Source organism: Aquimarina spongiae, assembly GCF_900141785.1.
Classification (GTDB): Bacteria; Bacteroidota; Bacteroidia; order Flavobacteriales; family Flavobacteriaceae; genus Aquimarina; species Aquimarina spongiae.
Genome location: NZ_FQYP01000008.1, coordinates 224517 through 237440 on the forward strand (window position 1 = coordinate 224517; position 12924 = coordinate 237440).

The 12924-nt window shown below is 36.9% G+C and carries 7 protein-coding genes; 1 reads left to right on the forward strand and 6 read right to left on the reverse strand.

Translation table 11 applies throughout. The annotated features are described in order from the left end of the window. Positions 1-47 precede the first annotated feature (47 nt). The 4 genes from BUE24_RS18365 to BUE24_RS18380 form a co-directional block, all read right to left on the reverse strand. Positions 48-914: a glycoside hydrolase family 16 protein gene (locus BUE24_RS18365; protein WP_073319273.1), complete on the reverse strand. Its 867-nt coding sequence runs from the start codon at positions 912-914 to the stop codon at positions 48-50. Positions 915-925: 11 nt separating this feature from the next. Then, positions 926-2383 carry a hypothetical protein gene (locus tag BUE24_RS18370; protein WP_073319589.1) on the reverse strand — a complete coding sequence of 486 codons (1458 nt, stop codon included), beginning with the start codon at positions 2381-2383 and terminating at the stop codon, positions 926-928. 10 nt (positions 2384-2393) lie between these two features. After that, positions 2394-5579 (reverse strand): glycoside hydrolase family 2 TIM barrel-domain containing protein, encoded by a 3186-nt coding sequence (locus BUE24_RS18375; RefSeq protein WP_073319276.1) that lies wholly within the window; start codon positions 5577-5579, stop codon positions 2394-2396. Between the two features lie 356 nt (positions 5580-5935). Next, positions 5936-8746: a triple tyrosine motif-containing protein gene (locus tag BUE24_RS18380; protein ID WP_073319279.1), complete on the reverse strand. Its 2811-nt coding sequence runs from the start codon at positions 8744-8746 to the stop codon at positions 5936-5938. Positions 8747-9508: 762 nt separating this feature from the next. Between BUE24_RS18380 and BUE24_RS18385 the strand changes: the two genes are divergently transcribed. After that, entirely contained in the window at positions 9509-11104 is a 1596-nt protein-coding gene (locus BUE24_RS18385; RefSeq protein WP_073319282.1) for an isocitrate lyase, read from the forward strand. Between the two features lie 118 nt (positions 11105-11222). Here the strand turns inward: BUE24_RS18385 and BUE24_RS24025 are convergent, their stop codons facing one another. Both BUE24_RS24025 and BUE24_RS18390 read right to left on the reverse strand, forming a co-directional pair. After that, positions 11223-11369 carry a hypothetical protein gene (locus tag BUE24_RS24025; RefSeq protein WP_170864629.1) on the reverse strand — a complete coding sequence of 49 codons (147 nt, stop codon included), beginning with the start codon at positions 11367-11369 and terminating at the stop codon, positions 11223-11225. A 116-nt stretch (positions 11370-11485) separates the two neighbouring features. Beyond that, positions 11486-12922: a S41 family peptidase gene (locus BUE24_RS18390; protein ID WP_073319285.1), complete on the reverse strand. Its 1437-nt coding sequence runs from the start codon at positions 12920-12922 to the stop codon at positions 11486-11488. Between the last annotated feature and the right edge of the window lie 2 nt (positions 12923-12924).

The following is a 12924-nucleotide window of genomic DNA, read 5'->3' on the forward strand; positions in this document are numbered from 1 at the left end:
CTTTGTGAGTCAACACGATACGCTATGGCTCGTTTCATCATTTCTTCTTAATTGGTTGAATTAGTTTCTATATTTTCATATACGCGAACATAGTCGACGACCATGGTTTGAGGGAATACAGTTTCTGCATTGGGTGGCCCTGGCAAGTTGCCCCCAACAGCCAGGTTTAAAATGATGTAAAACGGCCTATCGTTGAATACCCATTCTCCCTCTCCATTAGTCTCTTCTGCCAAAACTTTGGGAGTCATTTGGTAATACAACACATCATCTACATAATAGTTGATATAGTCTGGTCCCCATTCTATCCCATAAATATGAAAGTCGGTATCCACTCGGCTATCCTGAAAGGTATACGTCTTAGATATAGAATTTGCGCCAGAGTACCCGGGTCCGTGAACAGTACCGAATATTTCTGTCGGGGCATCCCCCGTATTTTCCATGATATCTATCTCGCCTATCTGAGGCCAGATGTTGCCATCACTATCATCCCCTAACAACCAAAAAGCTGGCCACATGCCTTTACCAAAAGGCAGACGTATCCGTGCCTCAAAACGACCATACTGCTGTTGAATTTTTCCTTGGGTCTGTAATCTTGCAGAAGTGTATTGCGCTCCATTAAAATCTTCCTGGCGAGCAGTGATTAATAAAAAACCATTCTCTACCGTGACATTTTCAGTTCTATCTGTATAGAATTGTAACTCATTATTTCCCCATCCGGGAATTCCTTGTTCTGAGCCATCGCCAATATCAAAATTCCAAAAAGAGGTATCGATTTGCCCATCTACATCAAAATTATCTTCTGCTACCAAACTAGTGAATGTAGCAACTGTTTGAGTATCATCGGCCCCACAGCCTGTAATACAAAGACTGGAAACAAATAGAAATCCAATTATTTTATTTAAACTCTTATTCATTTTTCAATTTTTTATTCTCTGTAGAAGTATATATTATCGATTATAAAAGAGCTCCCATTTGATATAAAAGCAACTCTTGCGATGTTATTCAAATTAGGAGAGCCTGAAAACCCACCACCTGTTGCTTGGGTAAAAGCATTAATAGGTATGTCTATTCCTACCCATGTTCCTTCTGTTAGGTCTGAACTGGGTACAACAAATCCTCCTCCCGTATCGTCTCCTCCACCATCTGCGTTATCTGCTCCAAAGTCGATTAATTCAACTGTAAGTGCAGGATTGGTAGAACTAGTCAGCTGTACATCTACATGCAGGTGAGTCATCCCTGATACGTCATTTGTACCATCCCAACCTAATCCTACAAAACCTAAATTATCATAAGTAACAATCTGATCCCCATTAAAGCTTTGGGTTTGGACCTGTACATTTGGATCATTGAATATTGCGAAGTTCAAATTAGTAACACTAGTATAGGCATCACTAAATATGGATATTACATCTCCCGGATCTCTAACCGGAGGTGTTTCTGCACCTACAAAACTGCCAAGTACTTCTAAGTTCAAAGATCCTTGGGCCAAAACCCCGTCAAGTTGCCCTGTGATGGTTGTGGTACCTTCACCAACAATTTCAATCAACCCGAGTTCGTTAACAAAAGCTACGTTTGTGTCGGATGACGAAAAATCAAAGTAACGAGGTGCTGGTAAAACGGTAATATTTTCACCACTAGGTGCATTAAATGTGGCTTCTAAACCAACCACTGGTAGGATGGTTCCCGTAAACCCCTGCTCTGTCAAATCTTCTCCAGAAAATATAGCAGGCCTTAATTGAGCTATTGTACTTAAGTTTTCAAACCGTAATTCATCCATCCAAAAGGTAAAACCAATCTCGTTTCCGTTAGGTTCTGAATCGATGATATCTAAGCCTCCTGCAGAAAAAACAAACATTCCTTTCTCTTGTACCAGTTTTGAAGGATCTGGAATTGGTACAATGTATTTTCGCCAATCTGTTGATAGTGGAATGTTTCGTCGCTCGACTGCAAATTTGTTTTCTTCAAAATCTGTCCCAAAACCCACTAAACCTATACTGGCAGTGATAGAGGCCCGGGCCCAAAAGGTTAAAGCCGTGTATTCTGTTAAATTCCTTCCTTCTCCTCTATCCAGAAATATACCGCCCACAAAATTTCCATTAGGATCATTTGGAGCTGGCACATCAATTCTTATCGAAGAATTCCCTTCAAAAGCCACATTATCATCTGTACCAAAGGCTTCAGGATTAGCACCAAGTGCGGGGTCAAATGATCTAAAAAATTCGTCTGTTAAACCTACCGGACTATCTGTGTAAATTTCGGCAGTATTTGGAAAAGTTGCAAAGACTGCTTCGTCTGAGAGTTCTCTCTCGCAGCTCGATAGTAGTATTAAAACCAATGTCAAAGAGAATATGGTTTTCACGTTTATATGTTTTCTATTCTTCATTTTCATTGTATTATTTTCCTATGTTAATGTGTAAATACGTTCTTATCTCCCATTCATTACCATCATCAAATCCGACCGGACTTAATACGGGTACTGGTGGAAAAGTGCCTGGTGGAACCGCTGTTGGTGAATACCTAGGAGAAAATTCATCTAATGAACGCCATGTACCTCGAACCCCTATTCTGGTGTTCGGTAAAATAAACCAGTCCGGCTTCCCTATAGATGTAGATATATCCAACATTAATTGCACTGGATAGGTTAGATTGAAATCCTTATGATAATCATAAGGTCCCCAATCGTTTATTTGAAACGTATGTTGAAACTTCCATTTTTTGTAGATCACTCGAATATCTCCCCCAATTCTATCAATGGCTCTGGGGTCACTCCCGTTAGATTGCCCCTTACCAGCAAACAAGTTGGCTACTAACGCCAAGTCTGGATTCATTTTGGATACGATACGGGAATTTACTTCCCATAAATCTTTAGCGGGCACAGAATTAGGAAACGCAAATATGGTACGATCTGCTAAAAAACCGATATGTGCATCCATTGTTGTTGGCAGATGCCAGTACACAAATCCTAAATTAAATGCAAGTTTGGCATCTTCGGACCTATCACTATCCCATTGATAAAACCATGAACCAGGGGTTGGATCATAGGTAAATAATATTTCTCCCGCTGTCGTTTTTCTGTTGGCTCTAACTACGAAAGGATCGACAAGTATATTTCTTAATCTTCCTGCTCCGCCAACATCATTGGGGATGGCATCTACTAATGGTTCTTGCCATAAAAAGTTAGGCGCTATTTGCCAGTCTCCTATGGTATAGGTAAACCCTGTTAAAAAACTATTTTGATTTCCGCTCCCATTATCTTTCAGTTTCCATCCGGCAAATGATTGTGTTTGATCGACTCCCCCATTAGCGACCAATCCTGTGACACCCCCTAGCGCGTACCAATTAAATTTTCCTTTTGAATAAGTAACCCTTGCTTTAGCCCCCCAATTGTCGTCACTATTTACTTTATCCTGATATACTACATAATTCCCTGGTTCGCCTCTTACATCTTGATATGTAATATCATTTAGTGGGCTACCTGCCCATATTCCTCCCAGTGTCACTCCAAATGCACCAAAGTCTTTCTCTACCACTAGTGTAGCTCGCTCTGTAGGCCAAGGCGGAATTACACCACTTCGTACCTGATTAGCATCCAGGATACGGCGACCATTTTCATCCAATTCTACATCGGTTTCAAAATCTCTGTGGTAAATACCTGTAATATCGAAGTCTTTGATCTTGGTAGTATACTTAAGCAATGCTGTTGGATTAGCTCCCCACCATATTTGAGGTCCAAATGCGGCTTTTAACCCGTTTAGATCTCCTTTACCATCGATCTCCATTCCCAAAATTTCACCATTATAGATATCTAGATTAGGACCGTAGTTCGCCTCGGGATATAAGCCAAAAAAATCACCTTCATATCCCCAATGATAATGCCCTGTTCTGTAGAATCCCTTTATATCTGCAATTTTTGTGTTCCATTCGTATTCAGCATTATACACTCGAAGCCTATTAAAATCTTCTATCTCAACATCCAGGTCATTCCCTCCTTCTACACCTTGCACCACAACTGGTCTACCTACACTTTCATAAAACAATTCATTAATAGGGTTCTCGGCGACATTCCCCAGGATATTAAAATTAATATTGGCTCGCATACTAGGAGAAGGTCTTCCTTCTACACCTATGTAATAGGATTCCATATGATCAAAACCCAATTGATTTGGAAATACATTTGCATTTGGATCTTCATTTTCTGGAGTTGTGATTAATTCCCCCCCAGTATTAAATGTTGTGAATTCGGCTCGAAGCTGGCTCAACCTTATTTTTCCGCCTCTTTTGGATTCGAGGGCGGCTTTATCGCCACGAGCTCTAAGCACCGCATCAGTGATTTGAATATTATTGAAATAATTAATTACAAAATCCAAGGTCATTCCATCGTCGTATGGATTCAATCGATGCGCCTCTTTTAGTGCGTAATATGCTGCACGGGGATATAATTCGTAGAGTCCTCTTTCGTTGGTTGGCCCTTTGGCACAGATCCCAAACCATTCTTCATTCATATTATTATCGTCGCTTTTTTCCTGATCTCTGCTATATCCCCCATTGGACCATGAAGCGGCATTGTCATGCACATCCAAATTTTCGGTTTGCTTATATTTCCACCATCCATCACTAAATTGAAAGGTAAACCCTCCTATGGAGTTTTCTGCTCTTCCGAGCCCGGCGGCGTTTTCATAAATTTCTTTCCAATTCCCTAGATTGTAATATGCCTGAGAGTATTGATCTTCTTGGTTATCCCTAGCATTGAAAGCATCTCCTCCAAACTCTGCAAAAAGAATAGGTAATCCAAGTTCGTCTTTTACACGTTGAAAAGCATCTCCAAAAGATATCCCACGGTACATATTCGTACCATAAATATCAATATCGGTGCATTCTTCTCTTACAATATCCGCATATAATAGATCTCCATTACAAATTGCGATGGGATGTGATTGGTCTATTGATTTTACTTCTTTTGCCGCATCATTAAATGCTTTGTACAATGCCCGGGCGGCCAATTTGATTCCTGCACTAGTATCATTGATAGGTATGTCTTCGGTTTCTGCACCAGTCCAAGACAGGTGATAATTATTTTCGTTCCCTATCATATAGAGTAACAACCCTGGCGTGTTTTTGTAGGTGTTAGCCATAGTTCTGGCCTCTTCCATTAACACCTTCCTTGTATCCGGGTCCGCATAGTCTGTTTGTGGTACCCAAGCACCGTTTATGGTAAGTCCATACGCTCCAAAAGTGATATTGAGCATAGTATAAATCCCATAATTTTCATAGATATACTTGATCCATTTGGGCTTAAGATTATACGTACGTATGGCATTAACCCCCATATTCTTCAAAAGGGTCATTTCGCCATCGATCGCAGCTTTAATAATGTCGTCGGATTTTGCCCATATTCCCGGGTCAGTAATGGTGGTACCAATGGGAACATAATCCCAGTTTACCCCATTGACCATGAAATCTTTTCCGTTGACTACCAACTTGATCCCACTATTATCGGTAACCACTGATACCTGATCAGCTTGTGCGCTTACAATTACGGTACCCAAAAACAGTATGAATTGTAGAAAATTAGTTCTCATAGAGTTTATTGACTTTAAGAATGACTGTAAAAAAATGTGAAGAAATTTTGTTTAGTGATGGTAACTCAAATCATGCTTCAAGTGATGTTCAGCATATCAATTTTGATATTGTTTGTTTTTTTGTTAAAAATTTCCCCGATGAGATAAACTTATTTCAAAAAGATAGGAGATCCATAAAATACACCTCAACAAAAAACATACATCGCAACAAATACACTATTTTATTGCGTTATTCTCATTCTCAAAGCTATTATTCAAAGGATCTCACAACAGTGATTAAACAAGCGTTAAAAATTGTCCACTAACTCTTGTTGTATAGGTAATGTATAGGTGATTATTTGATCTGTATAGGTAGTCTACAACTCTAGGATGTAGTTAACCAGGTTTTCTTCATGCTGAAGATTTAGTTTTTTCCGAAGCCTGTAACGTTTAATTTCTACACTTCGCGCAGAGATATTAAATAAAGGTGCGATTTCTTTTGAAGAAAGATTAAGACGTAAATACGCACAAAGTTTGAGATCGTTTGGGGTTAGGTCTGGATGAGTTTTTTTGAGTTTTTTCAAAAACTTTCGATCTACATTGTTAAATGCTTCTTTGAAAAATTCCCAATTATCGTGATGATTTAGGTTTTCATCAATAATATCTACAACAGGTTTCACTGATCTCTGATCCGAAATCGTAACAAGATGATTCTTTATTTGGGTAAGTAGTTCATTCTTTTTGGCTACATCGATAGTGGACGCCGCTAGTTCCTTGCTTTTACTCTCAAACTCTTTTTTGAGTTGTTCATTCTTGATACGAATGATTTCCTTTTCGTTTTGGATATTGGTTAGCTCTATTTCTCGTTGGTTGTTTTCAATTAATTCGGTTTGTTTTCTTTTATAGTATCGCTTGTACATGATATGCATAAACACAGAAAACAAAAGAACTGCTAACACATAAAAACCTAACATAAGATTCGTAACATACCAGGGTTTAGCTATTGTAAACGAATAACTACCTACATTGGCAGATACTTTATTCCCTATTCTGGACCTTACATTAAATGTGTATCCTCCAGGTGGTAAGTTTTGAAAAGATACCGAGGAGGTTTCTGACCATTCGCTCCAATCATCATAAATCCCCTGTAATTGAAACTGATATCTCGGTTTCAAATATCGATTGTACTCTGGAGCATAAAAGGAAATCCTGAAGTTATTCTCTGAACTCTTGAAATCTCCTTCTAAAGTATGATCCACCCTAGTTATCCCTTCCTGCTGTTTTTTGTTGGATGTTTGAATAACACTTTCTAAATAGACCTTAAAATCTCTAACACTTAATTTATCGATATCAACAGTTATATACCCAGAACTGGTACCAAACAAATAAGTGCTTTTGTCACCCAAACTCATCGCACTTTCGTATCCGGTAACACTATTTCTTTCTTCTGTGGTAAAAGGGATATTACTAATCTTTGGTGTTTTGCTCAAAGTCCCCTGAGTAACAAAACTAATATTGGATTTGGTAAAAACCCATAGATTATCTTGCTGATCCAGAACCAACTTCCCAGAAGTATAGTCTTGCTCTGTATATATAGAATTTAACAGGCTATCTCTATTAAATCTTGTATTTTGGGAATCATATTTAAAGATTCCGTCCTTGTAGGCATACAGCAGATCTCCCTTGTAAGCTACTAGTCCAGAATTAGATCCTATTATCGTAGTATCAATTGTGATGTTCTCTATTTCTGAAAAGTCGGGATTCACAGCGATCCTAAATACTCCTTTATATTCGTGATTCACGTAAATATCCTTTTCAACAACTTCAAAATACCGTGAAGAGTTATTAAAACCTTCAATTTTGTTCTTTAACTGCCAATTCCCATTTACGTTTTCCAAAACATACAAACCGTCATAATTTCCTTGCAAGATTGTATTGGGATATTTTTCAAGAGCACTGATTTTCCATGTTCCTGGCACATTAGATATTTTGGTTATCTCATCATTTTTAACCAAAAATGTTCCCGCATTATGCCCACAAAAAAGCACATCATTAATCTTTTGCAAACACCAGACTTGTCCTTGAGTTCCTTTTACAAATTCAAAATCCTCCTTGCTCTCAAGGCTTTTATAAAACAATCCTTGATTGGTACCTAGATATAAGTTATTGTTGTGGATAGCGGCTGCATAAACACTCCCCAGGACACCTCTTTTATTGCTATAAATTCTAAAAGGTGAATTGATATTGATATAACTAATACCACTGTCCAGTCCTAACCAAATATTTTTATCCGTATCCTCAAAAACAGATAAGACGGTATTATTTATCAAGCCTTTATTCTGATCGATTTGATATACTAACTCTCCTTTACCATCAAGATAAATAAGCCCATGAGAAATCGTTCCTAAAACAAAACTTTTATCCGATAACCTGATCGCATTATAGATACTTATTTCGGACAACAAAGGATTATTAAATGTGTTCCAAGACGCAACTTCATCATTTTTTAAGCGATAAAAACCATTATCTCTAGTCAGGAACAATAGCTCACTATTTTCAGCAAAGAGAGCAACTACTTCGTTATTTTTAACAATAGGATCATCGGTAACCAGAATAGCTTTGCCGTTCTCAATTCGAAATATTCCTTCTTTTAAGATTTGGAAATAAATATATCCGCTAACCTCTACCACTTTGGTGATGGTATTACTAGCATCAATAATGTTTACAGAACCATCATTAATATCATAAATGTAGATTCTGTTTAGGGATTGAAACACGATCCAATTTTCGATATCAATAATATTCCAAAACTCTTCATCTTCTAACAGACCTTTATTAATCTTTTGAGATATCGAGGTATACTGCAACATCCCGTCTACTCCTCTTGTCCAATATCCAAACTCCATGTAGCAACCCGTATAGATTTTATCATTTACTACTTTTACTGACCTAAGAATGGATTCATTTGGTGAAGGATATAATTTCCAAATCGCTCCGTTGAATTCTAACAATCCTTTATTGTTAGCCACATACATGAGTTTATCTGAAGCTTGAGAAATGGACCAATTTTGGTTTTCGGCGTTGTATTCCTTTGGAGAAAAATTCTGTATAGGAGGTAACTCCTGTGCATTGCCAAAAGTACAGAAGAAAATCAATAATAAGAGTACTATACGTTTATACGATCCCAATTAAGAAAAGAAATATATTGCTAATACAATAATACAAATTATTAATTCAACAACTATTTTGCTCGTTTTAAGACAGTTGAAACTCTCTATCCAGGAAGAAAAGGAGAATCTTTGTGTACACAACTATATTTTGTTTTCATGGTGAGTATTGAGAAAATTCCTTTTTAAAGAATACCCTCTCAAATCCTTTTTATTAATTTTTGACGCAACAAAAACGGATACAAAAGTTCATCAACATCGCTCAAAAAGATAAAACGAACTATTTTTCTTTACATCACTCTATTTTTTTTCATCTTTTTTCAAAAATAAATTTCAGTAAAAAAACTTATAGCTCAAAAAATTAAAAATAAATAAATAAAAATCTGATTATTAGATAATTAAATCATAATCTAGAATCGAAATCTACTTCCTATAAACTACTTTAATGCATTTCGCGAACAATCATTTTTTATATTTTTTAAACATTTTAGCGAACGTTCGCTTTTTTAATCAAAAACTTTTTTTTAATATTGTCCTGTAATTAATTTACTGCGGTACAATAAGAATCGTATTTCAAAAAGAGAATCTGGGAGACGCTGTTAAGTATCTATTTGCATTCTAATTATTAATAAAAACAAAAATCTAAAGGATGAAATCTCAAGTAAAAACTAAAACACTGGTTACAAGTTGGGCTATTAATAATACTATTGATTACAACACAGAGAAAACCAACAATTCGAAATAAGCATTAACCCTTAAAATAAAATTTTAAAAAACTTAATTATGACTACTTATAATTCAGCTCTTGATACGGTTCGTAGATTAAAAGCAAAACATGGAAATACCTGGACTACTATAAGCCCAGAAAATGCAGCTCGTGTTGCTACGCAAAACCGATTTAAAACCGGATTGGATATCGCTAGATATACTGCCGCTATTATGCGCAAAGACATGGCAGAATACGATGCAAACCATGTAAACTACACACAATCTTTAGGTTGTTGGCATGGTTTTGTGGCCCAACAAAAAATGATCGCAGTAAAAAAGCATAGAGGGACCACAAACAAAACGTATCTATACCTTTCGGGTTGGATGGTTGCCGCATTACGTTCTGAGTTAGGACCTTTACCAGATCAGTCTATGCACGAAAAAACTGCTGTACCTAAGTTGATCGAAGAGATCTACACTTTTTTACGCCAGGCAGATGCTGTAGAACTAAATGATCTTTTCCGTCGTTTGGATGCCGGTGAAGATGTGCAAGATCAAATCGATAATTTTGAGACTCACGTAGTGCCAATTATTGCTGATATAGATGCTGGTTTTGGTAATGAAGAAGCTACCTACCTTTTGGCTAAGAAAATGATTGAAGCTGGTGCATGTGCACTGCAGATCGAAAATCAAGTATCTGATGCTAAGCAATGTGGTCACCAGGACGGAAAAGTAACCGTTCCGCACGAAGATTTTATCGCTAAGTTAAATGCACTTCGATATGCATTTTTGGAATTAGGAGTAGATGATGGTGTAATTGTAGCCAGAACTGATTCTGAAGGTGCTGGTCTAACTCAAAAACTACCAGTTTCTGTAGAAGAGGGAGATTTGGCATCACAATACATGGATTTTATTGATGCTGAAGAAGTGAGTCTGGAAGAGGTAAATGAAAATGATGTGCTTTTTAGACGTAATGGTAAATTGGTTCGCCCAGTAAGATTACCAAACGGTTTATATAAATTTAAAGAAGGATCTAATATAGATCGTGTAGTATTAGATTGTATTACAAGTTTACAAAATGGTGCTGATCTATTATGGATCGAAACACCAACACCAAATGTGAAGCAAATCGCTCATATGGTAAATAGAGTGAAAGAAGTGGTACCAAACGCAAAGTTGGTGTATAACAACTCACCATCTTTTAACTGGACGATCAACTTCCGTCAGCAAGCATTTGATCTAATGGTAGAAAACGGTGAAGATACTACAGGATATGAGCGAGCAGAATTAATGGATGCTAAATACGACGGAACTGAATTAGCAGATAGAGCAGACGAAATGATCCGTATGTTCCAGGCAGAAGCATCTCGCGATGCAGGAGTATTCCACCACTTAATTACACTGCCAACATATCACACTACTGCATTGCATATGAATGATTTGGTAGAAGGATATTTTGGAGATATGGGTATGCTAGCGTATGTTGGATCTGTACAACGTCAAGAAATCCGTAAAGGAGTATCTTGTGTAAAACACCAACGTATGGCAGGTTCTGACCTTGGTGATGACCACAAAACGTTCTTTGCTGGTGACAAAGCATTAAAAGCAGGAGGTGCAAAAAATACCAGTAATCAATTTGAATTAAAACCAGAATCGGTTCTTGATAAATAAGAACAAATTACATAACTACAACAAAAAGCCAGCTTCAATGAAGCTGGCTTTTTTATTTATTTTATAAAGAACTAATTAAAAAATCTTCAATAATAGGACTACAACTATTGCATTCTTATTATTCTTCAAAAGAATCCTCTGGCTCATCAGGTTTTGGATCAGTAGATCCGCATCCGGCCATTGGGCAACCTCCGCCATGTATGATTTGTAACTGTTCTCTTTCTAATCTCTTTGTTCCTTCTAAATCTAAAACTTTGCGTAACATAAGCTTCATTTTTTATTAAATAGTACATCTCTGAATCTTTATAGATACTCAAGAAATATGTCTTATTGTATGAGAATACACTTATGAGTTCCTCAAACCATCGTTATGTTACCTGTTCACATATTTAATAGCTCTAAAGCTCTTTCGATTCCGCTATCTTTTTCTTCCTGAAAATCCAGAGTTGATAAAAATGGCACTTGATTTTCCTGATTTTGGGGCCCTATTCCAACTACTTCAAACACTTCGCCTTGTGCATCACTATATATTTCATTAGACAACCCTACTTCTGCACCATTGGGTAATATATGAGTGAGAATTGTAGAAAAAGCACCATTCGTATTTTCTCCTACAATGGTGACATACGGTAAATCTTTCATACATAGTGTAAAAAGCTCGGCCGCACTTATCGTATAAGGACTTGTGAGTAATACAATATCGTCAGTAAATTGGAAATTGCCCTTAGGTCCTACTGAAAAAGGTATATTTTCTGTAAAACCATCCCCTAGTCTGGCTTTTTTGAAATATGATACCCGTTCCTGATCTACAAATCGAGATACTATATCCAGCGCTACCGTGTCAAACCCTCCATCATTAAAACGCATATCAATAACCAATTTAGAAACCCCCGATTCTTCAAGGTCACTCATCATTTGGTCTAACACAGTATTTAAAGCTGTCAATTCATTGTCAAAACTTGTTCCATATCCTTCCATCGATCCGATAATGATGTATCCAACATCATTATTGATTAGTCCCCATACCATTCTCTGATTATCATCTATTTCAAAATTGCCTCCTAAATATTCCCCGATTATAGTATTCACTTTCCGATCCACAAGATTTGAATAATCGGTTTCACTCTCTATGAGCAGTTCTCCACCTAAGTTCGCATTTAGTCTTTCTAATAGTTTTGGATCTCCAGAATTAATCTCTACATCATTTTCTTCATCAAAAATGCTTACATGACCATCTTCAAATACATAGGCAAGCTCTTCTATCACATCATAAAAATTTTCTTCTGTAACCTGATCTCTTAAACTTTCATATTGAGACCAATCGATATTCCTAGCTTCAAAAAAGGCGTAGTAATCATTAAAAATATTCCAGAAATGATCAAAATTAATCGTTGGATCTTCGGTTTCAGAAATCATGCCTGGGAGGCAATTAGAATTTGGATTTTGCACCCTGGTAAATATGATTTCAGAATCTGACAACTCCGATGTCCCGATAATTTCATTTTCATTCACTTGATCCAAGGTAAATCCGAAAAAATTTTCCGGTACAAAATTGGCATCCTGTATAGCGCATCCGGCCGAATTAAAATTGTAAAACACATCTGTGCCGTTCGTAAATTCGAATACCCAACCTTTCTCGACTACTTCCCAAAATCCATCATCTATTGAATCTCCAGATGAAACGGTATCATCATCAGATTGACAGGATACGATAAAAAATAGCAGAAAGACCAAACTTCCTTTTATCACCCTGGGTAAGTTGGTGTTTTTAAGCAAAATGAAAAAAAAACGAATTGATTTTTGGAATGACTTTATCATTA